Origin of the sequence: Labilibaculum filiforme (assembly GCF_002843315.1) — a bacterium.
Classification (GTDB): Bacteria; Bacteroidota; Bacteroidia; order Bacteroidales; family Marinifilaceae; genus Labilibaculum; species Labilibaculum filiforme.
Window position 1 is genome coordinate 34031 of record NZ_MVDD01000013.1, and the last position, 16387, is coordinate 50417.

Genomic DNA, 16387 nt, shown 5'->3' on the forward strand with positions numbered 1-16387 from the left:
TTCCTGAGAATCTTTATGAGAGAACATTTTTTTTTGACTTTCCCCTTTCTCCTTTTTCCTTTCTCCTTTAACCTTTCTCCTCATTACAATCCACAGTTACTCCAATCATTTCCCAAAATATTTTTTCTTCCATCACATTTACATGATATTCCATGGCTTTTTGATTTTTGCGGCCTTTCCCCGAGAAAGAATCCACTTGGGCAGTAATTAGGTAATCTACATTTTTAGAAACAACTCGTTTTACAATTAAACCGCGCTCTTTTATTAATTGTTGCGCCAATTCTCGATTAATTCGTTCCCCGTTTATTTTACAGTTTAAATGTCCCGAAAAGCAAACGCTTTTGCCTTTTAAGGATTTTAGTTGTTTTTGTTGGCTGGGAGTGGTAATCTGTATCTTAGTTCGCTCGTATTCTATTAACAATTCCAGGTCTTTTGGAAGAATACACAATAATTCAGAAACCAAATTAATATCTTCCATTTCGGAATTGGTCAAAATCTCATCGAGCAGGTAAATACGAATTAGCTTTCGCAGATATTCCTCATGAATCTCCATTACCTGATTTTTGGAAAGACTATAATCGGAAGCTAGTTCTACCAACGACACAATCTCTTTTTCGCTAAGAATACGGTCGGCAAGAGCACGATCGAGCACATTTAAATATTGACGAACCGGAACCGAATCGCCGGCATTAGATGTTAATCGGTTGATTAAATCGTAGAGTCGGGTTTTTTGAATGTTGGCAATATTTATTGCCTCTTTTCGCTTAATAAATAAATTCCGTTCCTTCGGACAATCGTTGATATGAATTACAGAAAGAAAATCTCTTACAAAATCTTCTATCTTAAATTGCTGATTGTATAAGTTTTTAAGAATAGAGAAAAGCTTTGCAGTTGCTAAAGAATCAGCTTTGGCGGTATGTCGGGCAGCAATATCAATGTCGTAGTAGGAGCAGATTTGCTCTAATCGGCGCAAGCCAGAGTCTGGAGCGACTATATTGGCCAGTTTTAAGGTGCAGATACCTTTAAAATCGGTAATAGCACCATCGAGTGCTGGTTTTAAAAAACGGATCGCAAAGTCGAGATCGTGAGCAACTAGCGTTTTTCCATTTAAACGAGATAAGATATCGGATGCAATTTCGGAAATAGAAGGAGCATTTTTTACCATTTCATCGGTAATTCCATGAATATGAAATCCTTCAATATCCTTTCCCGGATGAACCAATGTTTCATAACTATCGAGAAGTTCGCCGTTCCAATTTACAGTTTGTATGGCTAATTCGATTAAATGATCGCCATGTTGAGGGGAAATACCCGTAGTCTCGAGTGAAATAACGGCAAATTGATGTTTGTAAAGTTCCAGTATCGAATCGCTTATCATAGGTAGATTTTGCTTAGTTTTTTTAGGATTGGTAACAAATATAAGATTATTGAAGAAATTATGAAGAGAATTATGAGTTGTGAATGATTAATTATGAATTGAAGTTCTATTTTAAATGCGCTAATAACTCCTAATTTATTATTCCTAATTCTTAAAATTAATGTAGTTTTGAATTTCGTATTAAAAAAATAAAGGCAAACAATGGGAGATAGGTGTTGATATGGTTCATGCGATTACTGTAAATAAGAATGTAATTTAATGATATGTCAATCCATCTAATATCTTGTTTCTCCTATCTAATATCAAAAAAATGAATAACGACAAACAACAAGCACAGGAACTAATCGATTTTATTGAGATGAGTCCGAGTACTTACCATGCTGTAAATAATATCCGTGAAGAATTAAACGAAGCAGGATTTCAGGAATTAGATCTTCGGGAAGAGTGGAGACTTGAAAAAGGAGGGAAGTATTTTACTACTAAAAATGGTTCGGCATTATTTGCTTTCGTAATTGGTGCGGGCGAAATTGAGGAGGAAGGTTTCCAATTAATCTGCGCGCATAGCGATGCTCCCGGATTTAAGATCAAGCCAAATCCTGAGATCGAAGTAGAGGGAAATTACCTGAAATTAAACACCGAAGTGTATGGTGGCCCGATATTGAATACCTGGATGGATCGTCCGCTTTCCATTGCGGGTAGAGTGTCTGTAAAATCAAACGATCCGTTGAATCCAGAACATTTGTATGTGAAGATTGATCGACCTTTAATGGTGATTCCAAATTTGGCGATTCACATGAATCGCGCGGTGAACGATGGGGTAGCATTAAACAAACAGGTAGATATGTTGCCATTATTGGCCATGATTACCGATGAGATGGAGAAGGACAATTGTTTGGTGAATGTAATAGCCGAGGAATTGAAGATTGATGCGGAGGCGATTATCGATTTTGATATTAATTTATTCGAAGTGGAAAAAGGATGCATTGTGGGATTAAATGAGGAATTTATTTCATCGGCGAAGCTAGACGATTTAGCAATGGCTCATGCAGGTTTAAAAGCATTGCTGGCCAATAGCGGAAGCAAAAAAACACAATTACTGGCTATTTTCGATAACGAAGAGGTTGGAAGTGGAACCAAACAGGGTGCAGGATCGCCCGTATTGCGTCATTTGTTGCAACGTATTGTTTTTAAGTTGGGAAAAGATATGGAAGCATTTCACAGAGCAATTTATAATTCCTTTATGATATCGGCAGATATGGCTCATGCCGTGCATCCTAATGTTCCTGAAAAGCACGACCCAAGCAATCGTCCGTACATTAACAAAGGACCGGCAATTAAAATTCATGCCAACCAAAAATATACTACCGACGGCGATTCGGGAACCGTATTCGAAACCTTGTGTAAGAATGCAGATGTTCCTTATCAAAAATTTGTGAATCGTTCCGATTTAGTGGGAGGGAGCACGCTTGGTAATGTTTCTACCGGTCAGGTTGATATCCGCACAGTAGATATCGGAAATCCAATGTTTGCAATGCATTCAGTTCGCGAAATGGGTGGCGTTAAAGATAATGTGTATATCCGTAAAGTATTTACTTACTTTTTTGGATTGTAAGCATTTACGAATTAATAAATAGAAAGGATGTTGCCAATTTGTAACATCCTTTTTTTTTGTTCGATCATGTTCTGGCTGTTGGCAAAATGAATTATTCAGAGGATGAATAACAGTTAAATTTTTATTGCCAGCGCCAATTGGCATTGGTATGGCTGATGAGCTTTTCACAGATGAAATAAACCTAACAAATAATTAATTAGGGTTCTTATTTTATTCCTTAGCTCCGTTGTTTTTAGCAATATCAATCCAAAGTTCTGATAACTCTTTTGGATTAGCACCCAAACCACGAGCCAGATGCAAGGCAACTCCCATCATTAAAACAGAAGCTTCGTGCAATTCCTGATGCGTTTGAATTGCTCCAAACGCTTCTTGTGCTTTTGTTAAAATTAAATTATTGTGCTCGCTAACAAATGCAATAGGACTCTCCTCCGAAATATCTGGAATCATCAAACAATCTAGCCACTCTTGACCAATTCGTTTCGCCAACATTTCGGGTAGTTCACTTCCCATTTTTCTCCAAATCCGCAATGTTTTTTTATCGCCCGATGCAGCCAAGCCTGTTTCAAGAAGTAATTCAAATGCGATATCAGCAATATTTTGCATTAGTTCCAAATAGGCATCCTGAGCTTTTTCAAAAGATGCTGTTTTTTGATCATTAAGATAATCGCCAACTGGTAATTGCTCTAAATTAACTACTTCGGGACAAAGATCTAAGCAAGGAAAATTATCTCCCTGATACATGTATTCTACTTTTTCGTTTTGTATTTGACGACCCAATGGATACAAACGACAGGCCAACGGACGCCCCATATGAACATCGCAACCAAAATTAGGCACATATTGTGAACATGCCTGCAAACCTTTATAACCTACTTTCCCGTCGAACTTTAAACGGATTCCTCCAAAATCGCTGTACAAATCACGAAACTCTCTGGGCGTAATTTTTTTCTCTTTGGCCAAATGAAACAACTCCCATGGATTCAAGTAAATCACTTTTCCAAAGCAACAATTTCCGGTTCGTGAGCAAGTTAAATACAATTTATTTTGAAGGTTTACTAGCTTGGTTTGCATGCTTTTGTTTGATTTTTGATTGGATACCTGCTTTCCCATTTCTAATTAAATAAGTAGTAAAACAGCTTTTGAAAGCACAAAGCTATTAAAATTCATATGATTATTATTTGTTTTTTAGTTGCCATATGGAACTTACCATGCTGGAATAATCATTTCCTTGTGTGTCAAAACACCTTTGACATGGACGTTTCATATGATTATTATTTGTTTTTTAGTTGCCATATGGAACTTACCATGCTGGAATAATCATTTCCTTGTGTGTCAAAACACCTTTGACATGGACGTTTCATATGATTATTATTTGTTTTTTAGTTGCCATATGGAACTTACCATGCTGGAATAATCATTTCCTTGTGTGTCAAAACACCTTTGACATGGACGTTTCATATGATTATTAATTGTTTTTTAGTTGCCATATGGTCCCGAAAGCTTTCGGGATTACCATGCCGGAATAATCATTTCCTTGTGTGTAGAAAGTTTTATACATGGAAGTTTCATAAAATGAGAAGGAATATCTTTTAGGGAATTTACGCCAAGTAGGCCCCCGATCACTAAACTCCATGTCGAATTCACCCAAAACAACAGACTGAAAGTTGAATTATAAAAAAAGGTGCAACGCACGAAGCTTTTTTAATCCGAATCGGTATTTCGTCATTCCCTGACTATAAGCAAGCCGTACCTATCAGGCTATGACTGGTATTTTATTCCATCGGGATTATTGGTTCGGGTTGCAGATAGAATTTTGTTGGCGATATGTTATCGACTTTAAAGAACCTTAAGGGAATAGTTATGTTTTATTGTCAACTATTCTAAATCTAAAACACAAAAAAAGCTGTAGACGGATCTACAACTTTCTATTATTCTTTGAAATTACTGCATTTAAAAAACTTCCCATATTAAATTCCCTTTCTAAAAAGGTTTTCACTTACACCATTCCCCATAAGAGTCAGAATTCTGTCACCGGTTACGTCAACCCACCGTACCTATTGGGCAGTTCCTGCCACACGAACGCTTAGTTGTTAGCGGTTGTTATTCTTTACAACTGCCTTTCTCATTGACTATCCGTCGTCGTTCTCTCCATAATTTAATCCATGTGTCGGAATGTTCTTTACTATTCAATAAACGATCACCAATTAGAAAAATATATTCTGTATTATTTCGAATAACCCTTATTGTATCAGAGCAAGTTGTTTTTAAGATAGTATCATTCAGAATTAAAAAATCCCCGAGAAATGAGGGATCAAAGTTATGGTTTGAGCTATTATCAATACTCCAATATTTACTTTCTCCATTAAATAGAATAAATGTCTGACCTTTATATTCTGAAATTTTCACAATCTTTCCATTTAATTCAGTGTCGTAATTTACAAGTTTTGAATTATTATAAACTGTAACGGATTTAAATATTATAAAACCCAAAAGAATAGCAATAGTTCCTGCAATAGGAGCAAAAGTTACTATTGACTTCTTGAGAGATTTCTTTGCTTCCTTCTTATAGTTATTTCGCGTCATAGAATAATTACCGCTAACGGTTACGTATATGAAACGTTTGGCATTTCGAAGCACTTTCCTGTCAAATTATAACAAATTTTGATACGAGCTGAAATGCTCCATAACCCACTGTCTGCCAAATGTTTTATATACGATGTTATGCCCTGTGTTTCTTTACATATCAATATTTTCTTCAAATCTCAACAAATGCAAATATGGTTTTTCTCTTGTTGAAAATACTCTTGCTAAATAGTATTTGTCACTTGATTTTTTTAGTCGAATAAAATCCCATTCGCGCTTTGAGATTGGAAATTTAATTTCATCACTTCTTGAGATGTCTGTTACAGTTGATTTTACTTCAATAAATATTTCTTTAGTTTCTTCTATTGTTACTTTAATGTCATACTGTTGCCCCGAATCGTTTATGTATATGCTAGAGCCATTCCAATTATAAATTCTTTCATAATTGTTTTCATCTGATTTATTTAACCACTCTATTTTTATATTTTCAGCATTTTGGTTTATGCTTTTTTCTAATTCTTTAAATACAAAATATTCACCCATATAACCTGTTTCAAAATTATATTCTCTTTCTTCTTCGGATTTTGCTTGATAATCATTTTGATATTCTACTGAATTAAGCCAAAACCTGAATTCATCTTGATATTTTAGGTATTCATTTATTTCTTCAATATTCTCTGAAACTTGTACTATCATTTCAGTAGTGAAGTTTTCGTTTTTTGCTAATTTTACTAATGCTTCTGATTTGCCACTTTGAATTATTTCAAAAATATTATCTCTATCATTTCCATTATCTAATGTTTCTAAAACAAGTTTTGCTTTGTTACCATCAAACCATTTAAATAGGTCTTCCATCTTAAAAGATTCTTTATTATCTGAAACCCATTTTACTAAAGATAAAATTGCATTTCTGATTGTTGGATTTTCAAGGTTTTCACGATTTTCTTTTACATAGTCATCAATTATTCCTGAAATGTCTTTAAGTGTTTTTGGGTTATTTAAATCTAAACTAATCCCGTCTCTTATCAGAATTGATTGCCAGTCTTCTTTTTTGTTGCTTAAATCATATAATATGTCTTTAAGTTTTTTAGGTATATAATCAATATCATTAAATAGAGGATGTTCAGTTGAGCAAAACTCATCATATTGATTTGGTATAATTTTACTTTTCTCTAACAAGTCTTTAAAGTCAGAATTGGCAATGAAAGAAATAAAAGAATCAATCCAAATAACTGTTTTATCAAAATTATTATGCTCAAAATGAGCTTGAAGATTTTTAATTGATTCTAATTTTTGAATTTTAGTTATAATTGATTTTATTATCCACTTGTTTACATTATCCCAAGAAAAGTCTGAAGTATTTTGAAGCGTTTTCTTTTCTGATGGTGTATTTTCAGGGAAAAAGTCTAATGCAAATTCATAAATTTTATTTCTCTTTTCAGAAGATTCAGAAGTGAAATAAGAGCATAAGAGAAACATAGCCTTTCTATAAGATTCCGTTTCAATTTTTTCTTTATTGACTATGTGCTTATTAATAGAATATGAAACATCTTCCACACTTAAAGGTTTATGCTCTTTAAAAATTGCAAGTGATTTATGTATTAATACATCTCTTTTGTCTTGCTGAAATAGATTTAAAGTATCCTTTAATTCTTCTGGAATATTAACATCAAATCTTAGTGGTTCCAGCTTTTTGAAAATTCCTGTTTCTGCTTGATTTGGGATTATTGCAAAGTCATCAAATAGTTCTTTTTGTTCGGCTTTAACTATAATAAATTCATAAACACTTTTTAGCCAATCAATCGCTTTGTCGATATTCTCTTCAAATTTTATTCTTGCTAAATTTTGAAGATTCTCTAAATTTTGGATTTCTTCAAGCAAACTTTTTAAATCAAATTTTAGTGAAGTCCAGGGCTTATGTTCAACATTTAATAGTTTATTCCATATATGATTACTTTTTTGGTCTGGAATATTTTCACCAATAAAGCCATAGCATATATCCCAAAAGTCATCTAATTTCTCTGTTCCCCTTATATTAGGAAATAAAGCATCTTGTAGTACAAGAGGTTGATTATTGTGGTTTAAAACAATTGCTTGTGATAATAAGAAATTTCTTATTTCATTTAAAGATTTTTTATACCAATCTTCATCACACCAAATTGGACAATTATCATATCGAGTATCAGCGAGAAACATTAAATTCAGATACTTCTTTTCAATAAAGTCTTTTGTGAGGGTCTTAAATAATTGAATTGCTTGTTCTACTCTATTTCTATTTCCATTATCTTTTTCCGCTAATAAAGTAATTCCATTTCGTTCTGTTTCGGGATAAAATTTTGAACAATTAAACATAATAGGGAATCGCCAATTTTCACTACCAATTAATGGGAAAGTGCTAAATAGGATAGCTGACTCTTTGTTTATTTCAGCTATTTCATAGCCTTTATCTGTTTGATAAAGCCTAGTCGCTAAATCAATGTGGTTTTCTATATCGGAAATAGTAGCAATAAATATGTTTTCAGGTTTTTCAAAATTTTCAGCACTTCCTACAATTGATTCAGTTCTTAATATTTTGACTATTGATACAACTTTGTCTTGCCTTTGTAAATCGTGTTCTCGACTAAACACTATTGTTATGTTTCCAATGAATATTTCAACTGACCTTATTTCCTTTGAAAAGGACAAAACATAAGGAATATATTTTTCAATTTCGGCAATTCCCTTATTGACAGTTTTTATTCCTTCTTCTAAACCATCTTTGTTGTCATTTAAAAAGTAGGTGAAAGATGTTTTAAATTCATTGGCTGGATTGATTGAAGAAAAGTTTTGCTCATATTGGTCTAAGGATTTCTCAACTTTCTCAGCCAATTGTAATTTGGATTGAAATTGCCTGTCTAACTCAAATTTAAAACTATTATAATTATGTTGCTTGTCAAGAAAAATCCCTTCAACCAAAATTCTAAGGGATAATATGTGTGTTGATAAAAATCCTGTTCCAAATTGACCCGTTATATCTTCACGCTGTGTTTCGTCTTCTTCAATTTTCCCAGAATCGGAAAGCAATAGACATTTTGGGTCATCATATTTGTACATATGATTACTGTATTTGAATGGATTCCCATTGTGTTCAAATTTTAAATATTTCTCACCATTTCCATTACTTGAAAAAGTCAATTTAACATCAACCTTTTTGTCGGGATGATTAAGGTTTGTTACTTCACCTTTTTTGAATACAACAGTGTCTTTTGCGTTTTGAAGAAGCTCCCAAAACCACCTTTTGTCTGTATCTCGTTTTCGAAGAGCATCATTTACTTTTTCATATATTTTGCTCGTTGCAGATATTGCTAATTCTCTATTTCTGGATTCTGTCATTTTTGTTTCTTCGGTTTTTTAACATTGGGCATAACTCCTAAATAAAGCAATGGGCTTTATTTCGTTTATATTTTTTAAAAAAGTGTATTTACCGACCCATATTGGGTGGTAATGTACACCTATTACAATAAGTTTATAAAACAGCATCGGTAAAAGCCTTACTAAAGTAGTAAATCGAAACAAAGATTCAAGCTGTCAAATGTGCCAACTTGCAGCTTTACACCTAATGCTTTAAAATATGGCTTTTTGAATTGGTGGCGCAGTACAAAAAAGGGGAGGGGCATTTCTTATTTCTCTTGTGCTACAACCAATAGCCATTACTCCATAACTTCCTATTTTAAGCTGTAAAATACTCCAATGCCAATAAGGAAGTACTACTTTTTACTAAAGTGTACTAAATGTAAGTAATAAATGTACTAAATAGTAGTAATTGTACAGGGAAATAAATTTGCAGAACTAAAAAAGAACTGCTCTACATAAGTTGAGGTAAAAAAAGCAGAAGTAGGGGTAATTTATAGCAGAAGAATATTTATACATAATTATTTCCGGACTAAAAATGCCCGTTTTTACTGCTGCAGAGCCTATTTTTGGTCTGCAGAGCCCATTTTTGATCTGCAGAGCACATTTCTGCACTTGCAACGTCCATTTTTGATCTGCAGAGCCTATTTTTATACTTGCAATGTCCATTTTTTGGTCTGCAGAACTCATTTCTGGTCTGCAGAATGCATTTTTACACTTGCAGCATCCATTTTTGATTCACAGAAGCCATTCTTGTCTTTTCAATATTTATTTCGACTGCTAATGAGGGCATTCCGATTTTAAAGAATCTCCCTGCTAGTTATAAGGTTAATTTTAGTCGGCACCCCTTGCTTTTACTATAATAGTATAGATTGATCTATTTTGTACTGAAGAAATAATTTAATTTTATGTTGTTTAAATACTTTCTTATTTAATTATAAATATGTAGTTTCATCGGGAAATTAATTAAACGTAAACAAATTTAAATTGATAAAGTAATGACTTTTATTAGATCTGAATCTAAATTTTTAGAACGCACGCGTATTGCCTTAAGCAATGCCGAATCTCACCCCGATATTAAAGCTGCTTTGCTCGCTTTTGGTATCGATGATGCAAAATTTGCCGAAGGTTGGGCGGTGTATAACAAAGCCAAAAGCATTTGGGAATTAAATGCAAAAGAAGGGGCAGAAACAAGTCTTGCTTCGAACACCTACAGCAGAAAGTATAATGAGGTGACTGCGAAGTTTAAAAGGCACCGCGATTTAACCCGCATTCTTTGCACAAAAGATCCTGATGTCTTAATAGAATTGGGTATAAAAGGGCATTTGCCGGGTCAATACAACGAGTATTTCGACCTGATGAAATTGTTTTATACGACAATTGCAGGCAATGCAGTTATTCAAGCAAAACTTGCAGTAATTAAGTTGACTCCTGAGCTTGCTGCAGACTGTCTGGCAGCACTCGATACGCTGCTGGTTCTTCGATCTAATTTCGACAAAGAAATGGGAGAGTCGCAGGCGACAACCGAATTAAAGAATGCAGCTTTAAACGAATTGAGCGATTGGATGGATGATTTTGATATCCTTGCAAAACTTGCCTTTTACGACACGCCGCAACGCCTCGAAGTGTTAGGTGTTTTGGTGAAAAGCTAAGTTCCAATAGTATAAAAATAGAAAGCACAGCCCAATTGTTGTATTCAACTTTTAGCCTGTGCTTTTTTTATAAACTTAATTGTGCGTAATAATTTTTGCTCACGTTTAGTATAGCGATGGTTTTACTTACGTACCCTTCTCTTTGTAGGGTTTCTTCCTTAAAAGGGGAGATTGTAGTTATTGATGTTTTGCCAAGCTAAAAATTTTTGTTAAAAGCTTATTGAAAGTACCTTTCTCTTGCAGGGAAAGTTCCGAAGGGGAAGGGTGAATACATATCGACAAACTTCTATTATTTAATTTCCTCTCATTAAGGATAGGGCTAGGTTGAGGTGATGCAAGTAAAATAATTATCAGTGTTGATCTTTTAAAATCATAAAAAATCAGCGTTTAATTTTTTTTTACAAAATTGATTTGGGAAGAATTTTTCTTGTCCAGGTTTTTAAACGTTTGTACTGAGTTACTTCGGAATCGGGGTTGTATTCCAATGTTGTTTCCCAGGAATTTTCTGGTTCAAATTCTATTTCCATACCATTTAACACGCCTCTGGCTATTTTGTGGGAATGAACTACAACAACGCATTCGGTATTTAAATTGGCACTTCGCGGGTCTAAATTAAACGATCCAACCACCGTTATTTTTTCATCGATAACCATCGATTTGGCATGAAGGCCAAATATGGGCTTGTGATTTAGTTTCTCCTGCAATTCGCCGGTCATTATTTTGGTGCGCTCGGCGGCATCAGGACGAAATTCGAAAATCCGCACCCCGGTTTTTAATAGTTTTTCGCGATCGCTTTGGTAGCTGCTAAATGCTTCCACATTATCGGTAGATGCTAAACTATTGGTTAGTATTCTAATTTTCACACCGCGCTTTGTTGCTTCTCGAAATAAATTCTGACTTAATTCGGAGGTGATGAGGTAGGGACTTTGAATGGAGATGGAGGTTTTGGCTTTTTTCACCAAACTAATTAAACTACTGGTAGAGATTCCACCACCGCCTAAGCCATTTTCGCCATTATTTTTACCGGGAATATCAGAAATAAAATGAACATTGTCGACCCAAACCAAATCGCCCGAATTTTTAATGGTTTGAAACGTAGCGGGTAAATTTTCTATTCTTTTTCTTACCTGAGGCCAAAAATTAACCGGATTGCAAGCATACTCATGAAGCTTATCAAATCTGTTCTCTGAATAAATATCAATAGCTTCATCTTCAATTAAATTTTCAATATTGCTTGTTAAGGAACAGTTCCAAAATTGATTGAATGATTCATTTACTTTCGCAGTTTCTTTTCCCAACAATAAAATATCCCGATCTCTAAAATTATATTCATGATCGTAATCGAAATATTCATCGGCAATATTACGGCCACCTGTAATCACTACCTTTCCATCTACAATAAGGGTTTTATTATGCATTCGCTGATTTCCACCTCTAAAATCGCTGGCAAACTTCTTTATTTTTTGAAAGAGATTCTTGCCCAAATTAACTCCGGGGTTGTATATTTTAACGCTAATGTTTTTGTGCGAGGCAAAAATCAAAAGGTCTTCAATGTCGGCATCGAGCATAATATCATCAACAATAATTCTAATTTTAACACCTCGGTCGGCTGCTCTTATTAAGTAATCACAAGCAATCAATCCCACATTATCGGTCGAGAAAATAAAATATTGAATGTCGATGGTTTTTTCGGCATACTCGCTTAACCAGGCTCGGGCTACCAGGGAACCACTGCCATCTTCAAGCACATATACTCCTGTTTTTGTTGCCATCAACGGAGCAATGTCTTTCAATTCCTGAGAGAGTGTTAAGCTATCGTTTCGATGAATTTTCGAACAAAAATCGCTTTCCTGTTCCTCGTTTTTCTTTTTAGCACAAGATGCCAGTAAAATCAAGGCAACGAAATAGTAAATTTTAGCGTGCAGAAGGGAATTGATTTGTTTTTCCATAGAATACTGCCTTTTATTTTAAAAGTTGGTAAAGGTACTAAAATTGATTTTTACTTCTTACACTGTTATCTTATTCCCACACGCTATGTTTTGGGAGAAAGAGCAGGTATTGTTTCCAATTCAAAAATCATTGACAGTGTCTTTAATCACTTATTAGTAGTTTGTATTATCAAGTCTTATAATTGATGTAGATCATATAAAATCATAAAGAGCAGCGTCTGTTTTTTAATTCGAATATTGTAATTGAATTAACTTGTTGTATTTTCCTTCCGAAATTTGCATCAATTCTTCGTGTGTTCCCTGTTCTACAATCTTACCTGCCTCCATAACAAGAATTTCATCGGCATTTCGAATGGTCGACAGGCGGTGAGCAATAACAATGGAGGTTCTTCCTTTCATGAGTGTTTCAAGGGCTTCCTGAACCAACATTTCCGATTCGGAATCTAATGAAGAGGTGGCTTCATCTAAAATTAAAATTTTTGGATTTTTTAAAATAGCCCGGGCAATGGCTATTCTCTGCCGCTGACCACCGGAAAGTTGTGTGCCACGTTCGCCAACAATGGTGTCGAATTTTTCGGGAAAGCGCTCAATAAATTCCAAGGCATTGGCTTTTTGTGCAGCTTCGTAAATTTCTTGGGTGCTGGCATTCGTGTTTCCGTAGGCAATATTTTCACTGATACTTCCTCCAAATAGAAAAATATCTTGCGGTACCAAAGATATCTGATTTCTAATGGCTGATAAGGGAAAATCGTGACTATCTACTTGATCAAAAAATAAAGTGTTTTTGGGGGCTTGATGCAGCATTAGCAGGAGGGAGGCCATGGTACTTTTTCCCGCACCACTGTGTCCTACCAATGCGATCATTTTATTGTGTCCAATTTCTAAATTAATATCGTTCAGCACCATTTGCTCTTTTCGTGATGGATAAGCAAAATTCAAATTCTTTAGGCTGATTTCTCCATGCATTTTATATTTCGGAGCTATTTCTTTTAAATCCTGAATGTCCTCTGGTTCTTCATCGTAAATTTTGAACAAGTCTTCGGTAGCACCAATAAATTTCTGAATATTGGTATAAACATTTGCCAATCCGCTAATGGTACCGCCTACAAAAACAGAATAAATAACAAAAGAAAATAAGTCTCCGGCCAGCATTTCTCCGGCTTGCAATAAACGTGCACCTTGCCACACCATTGCAGCAATGGCACCAAAAAGACCGAGAATAATAAAAGAGGAAAATGCACCTCGGTATTTGCCTCTTGTCATTCCTAAATTGGCAATTTCAATAGTTTTCTTTTTGTAACGGGCAATTTCAATAAATTCGTTGGTGAATGCTTTCACACTTTGTATGCCTTGCAGGGTTTCTTCTATAATTGTATTCGAATCTGCTAGCTCGGTTTGTACATCCTTAGAGAATTTTCGAATAAATCGACCAAAAAATCTTGCTGCAATCATGGTTGGAGGTAGAGTAATTAGCATAAAGGCGGTAAGTTTTATGCTGATAATAGCCAAAAGAGTAATTCCACCAGTAATTACAATAATTTGTCGGATGAATTCGGCAAGTGTACTGGTCATGGTTTCCTGAAGCAAAATCACATCTGCTGATATTCTGCTGTTTAGTTCTCCAACTCTTCTTCGTTCGAAAAAATGCAAGGGAAGTTTTATTAAATGACGATAGGTAGCCTGTCGGAGTGCAGCAAGCGATCGTTCCGTTACGTTCACAAATAAAACAATTCGGAAATACGAAAAGCTCGCCTGAAGAACTAAAACGCAAGCAATTAAAATGGCCGTTTGATTCAAACTTTGACCAAGGCTTGTGTTATGCCCAGAGTTTACTAGGTCGCCAAGGAGTTTCGGAAAAGCCAAACTGGCTAAACTGGAACCCAATAAGAAAAAAATGCCTAAAAAGTATTGTCCTCGGTAAGGCTTAATGTATTTGTAGAGGCGAATGGCACTAATAAAGCCACTTTTATTAATTTTTCCTTTCGGAACATCGGAGGTGTCTGCGCTATGTGTTCTTGCCATTTTGTACGATCACTATTTAGTTTAATTCCTAATAATAGACAAATTAGTCGAGATATTGCTTCTCTGTAACTTGTTTTTACTGTGTTTTACTATAAAGGTAAGCATGCAAGTTTTACTTACATCCTATCAATCAAGCTGTCGGTTTAAGAATGTTTTATTTCTATTCTAAGCTTTTTTATTTGAAGAGTACGGTGGGTTGGGCGAATTATCTATCTATTCTTACAGCTTTTTATTTTAATTTGGAGTATTATTAATTGTAATTCTTTTTTCGAATATTAAAATAAACCGGCATACAGGATGGAGCAGCTTCATAACTTTTATTTACAGCACGATGAACCAAATAGGTCTTGTTTTCTTGCTTTGCGAGATATTATTACCAAACAAGATGATAATATTTGCGAAACAATAAAGTGGAATTTGCCCTGTTTTTGTTATCAAGCGAAAATGTTCTGTTTTTTAAATGTAGAGAAACAAAGCAAGCAGCCATATATTCTGTTTGTGGAGGGGAATCGTTTAAATCATCCAATGCTGGAGCAGGGCGATAGAGTGAGGATGAAGATTTTTAAGGTGAATCCGAATTTTGATTTACAACTACAAACCATTGAATTGCTCTTGAATAAAGCTTTGGAATTGTACCGAAAGGGAATAATTAAAACAAATAAGCAGTAGGCGTTTTTTTAATCTGTTCTTTAAATAACAAATAAAAAACGAAGCGCTTCTTTAATTCCTAAAGTTTTCGATGCTATTAATAATTGCTATTCCGCTCCTGCTTTTGAGTGTTGTCATTAATCGTTATTCTTGTTTTTGGTAAACTATCAGGATAGTTATTTTGAATAAATTCGATCATTTTTTCGCGAATATAAACTCTTAAATCCCATGCGGTTGGCGAGTTTTTGGCACTAACAAGTATCCTGATTTCAACATTTGTTTCTTTCGAGTCGGTTACCTGAAGTACATTTACTTTTTTATCCCATAGTTCGCTTTTATTTAGCAGACGAGTTAGTTCTTTTCTTAGCTCATCAAACGAAATAGAATAGTCGGTATACAAAAATACAGTGCCAATAATATCAGCATTATTTCTAGTCCAATTCTGGAACGGTTTCTCTAAAAAATAGGTGGATGGCAATACCAAACGCCTTTGATCCCATATTTTAACTACTACATAGGTTAAGTTGATTTCTTCTATCCATCCCCATTCATTTTCAACAAGAACAGCATCGTCGATCCGGAATGGTTGGGTAATTGCAATCTGTATTCCTGCTAGTAAAGTACCAACAGCTTTTTGTGCCGATATCCCTATTATAATACCGGCTAATCCTGCCGATGCAAAAATTCCAATTCCAATTTTTCGGATATTCTCAAACGAAAGGAGTATCAATCCAATGGCAGAAAGTACAATAATGAATTGGAGTACCTTTTCCAGAATATTAAATTGTGTATGTAATTTTCGAGATTTAAGATTATCCTCTTGCGAGATGTCAAATCTTCCTAAAAATACACTTTTAATTCTTCTAATTACCTCTATTATTAGCCAGGAAAAGGCAACAATTAATAGGTTGTGTTTTTGCGTAATTAACAGCGATTCTTCCAATCCGGAAATACTCGAAATAGAACGTAATATGGGTTCTATTGCTAGTAATACCAATATAATTAAAGTGCTTATAATGAGTTTGTAATACTTTTTCATTTCTTAAAGTTATTGATTTATTTTTCCTTTTTGCACGAATTGTGAATGGAAAAGAATGCGAATCATTTCGGCATTGGGAAATAAGGAGCTTTATCTGTTTTGCCAAGAATAAGC

At 34.5% G+C, this 16387-nt stretch carries 10 protein-coding genes; 3 read left to right on the plus strand and 7 right to left on the minus strand.

Features of this window, described 5'->3' with window-relative positions; genetic code table 11:
* Positions 1–67: 67 nt before the first annotated feature.
* Positions 68–1378, minus strand: coding sequence for an exonuclease domain-containing protein (locus BZG02_RS15315; RefSeq protein ID WP_101262321.1), 1311 nt, complete (start codon positions 1376–1378; stop codon positions 68–70).
* Positions 1379–1688: 310 nt separating this feature from the next.
* Between BZG02_RS15315 and BZG02_RS15320 the strand changes: the two genes are divergently transcribed.
* A complete protein-coding gene (locus tag BZG02_RS15320) occupies positions 1689–2990 on the plus strand; it encodes a M18 family aminopeptidase (protein ID WP_101262322.1) in 1302 nt (433 codons plus the stop codon).
* A 210-nt stretch (positions 2991–3200) separates the two neighbouring features.
* Here the strand turns inward: BZG02_RS15320 and BZG02_RS15325 are convergent, their stop codons facing one another.
* The 3 genes from BZG02_RS15325 to BZG02_RS15335 all read right to left on the minus strand — a co-directional run bounded on the left by BZG02_RS15325 (position 3201) and on the right by BZG02_RS15335 (position 8945).
* The gene (locus BZG02_RS15325) at positions 3201–4100 is read right to left on the minus strand and encodes a YkgJ family cysteine cluster protein (RefSeq protein ID WP_218972258.1); all 900 of its coding nucleotides are present in this window, start codon (positions 4098–4100) and stop codon (positions 3201–3203) included.
* A 990-nt stretch (positions 4101–5090) separates the two neighbouring features.
* A complete protein-coding gene (locus BZG02_RS15330; RefSeq protein ID WP_101262323.1) occupies positions 5091–5573 on the minus strand; it encodes a hypothetical protein in 483 nt (160 codons plus the stop codon).
* A gap of 153 nt (positions 5574–5726) precedes the next feature.
* The gene (locus tag BZG02_RS15335; protein ID WP_101262324.1) at positions 5727–8945 is read right to left on the minus strand and encodes a protein NO VEIN domain-containing protein; all 3219 of its coding nucleotides are present in this window, start codon (positions 8943–8945) and stop codon (positions 5727–5729) included.
* A 1016-nt stretch (positions 8946–9961) separates the two neighbouring features.
* Here BZG02_RS15335 and BZG02_RS15345 point away from each other — a divergent pair.
* Positions 9962–10615, plus strand: a complete 654-nt coding sequence (locus tag BZG02_RS15345; RefSeq protein WP_101262326.1) for a PQLLE family protein — start codon at positions 9962–9964, stop codon at positions 10613–10615.
* A gap of 398 nt (positions 10616–11013) precedes the next feature.
* Here BZG02_RS15345 and BZG02_RS15350 read toward each other — a convergent pair whose 3' ends face one another.
* Entirely contained in the window at positions 11014–12564 is a 1551-nt protein-coding gene (locus tag BZG02_RS15350) for a phospholipase D family protein (RefSeq protein ID WP_101262327.1), read from the minus strand.
* 225 nt (positions 12565–12789) lie between these two features.
* Positions 12790–14586 (minus strand): ABC transporter ATP-binding protein, encoded by a 1797-nt coding sequence (locus BZG02_RS15355; RefSeq protein WP_101262328.1) that lies wholly within the window; start codon positions 14584–14586, stop codon positions 12790–12792.
* A 297-nt stretch (positions 14587–14883) separates the two neighbouring features.
* Between BZG02_RS15355 and BZG02_RS15360 the strand changes: the two genes are divergently transcribed.
* The gene (locus tag BZG02_RS15360) at positions 14884–15255 is read left to right on the plus strand and encodes a DUF1801 domain-containing protein (RefSeq protein WP_101262329.1); all 372 of its coding nucleotides are present in this window, start codon (positions 14884–14886) and stop codon (positions 15253–15255) included.
* Between the two features lie 76 nt (positions 15256–15331).
* Here the strand turns inward: BZG02_RS15360 and BZG02_RS15365 are convergent, their stop codons facing one another.
* Positions 15332–16273: a mechanosensitive ion channel family protein gene (locus BZG02_RS15365; protein ID WP_101262330.1), complete on the minus strand. Its 942-nt coding sequence runs from the start codon at positions 16271–16273 to the stop codon at positions 15332–15334.
* Between the last annotated feature and the right edge of the window lie 114 nt (positions 16274–16387).

What these genes read in the sequence shown, in the direction of transcription:
- BZG02_RS15315 (WP_101262321.1), bottom strand. Translation starts at nt 1,378, where the DNA reads ATGATAAGCGATTCGATACTGGAACTTTACAAACATCAATTTGCCGTT.
- BZG02_RS15320 (WP_101262322.1), top strand. Translation starts at nt 1,689, where the DNA reads ATGAATAACGACAAACAACAAGCACAGGAACTAATCGATTTTATTGAG.
- BZG02_RS15325 (WP_218972258.1), bottom strand. Translation starts at nt 4,100, where the DNA reads ATGGGAAAGCAGGTATCCAATCAAAAATCAAACAAAAGCATGCAAACC.
- BZG02_RS15330 (WP_101262323.1), bottom strand. Translation starts at nt 5,573, where the DNA reads ATGACGCGAAATAACTATAAGAAGGAAGCAAAGAAATCTCTCAAGAAG.
- BZG02_RS15335 (WP_101262324.1), bottom strand. Translation starts at nt 8,945, where the DNA reads ATGACAGAATCCAGAAATAGAGAATTAGCAATATCTGCAACGAGCAAA.
- BZG02_RS15345 (WP_101262326.1), top strand. Translation starts at nt 9,962, where the DNA reads ATGACTTTTATTAGATCTGAATCTAAATTTTTAGAACGCACGCGTATT.
- BZG02_RS15350 (WP_101262327.1), bottom strand. Translation starts at nt 12,564, where the DNA reads ATGGAAAAACAAATCAATTCCCTTCTGCACGCTAAAATTTACTATTTC.
- BZG02_RS15355 (WP_101262328.1), bottom strand. Translation starts at nt 14,586, where the DNA reads ATGGCAAGAACACATAGCGCAGACACCTCCGATGTTCCGAAAGGAAAA.
- BZG02_RS15360 (WP_101262329.1), top strand. Translation starts at nt 14,884, where the DNA reads ATGGAGCAGCTTCATAACTTTTATTTACAGCACGATGAACCAAATAGG.
- BZG02_RS15365 (WP_101262330.1), bottom strand. Translation starts at nt 16,273, where the DNA reads ATGAAAAAGTATTACAAACTCATTATAAGCACTTTAATTATATTGGTA.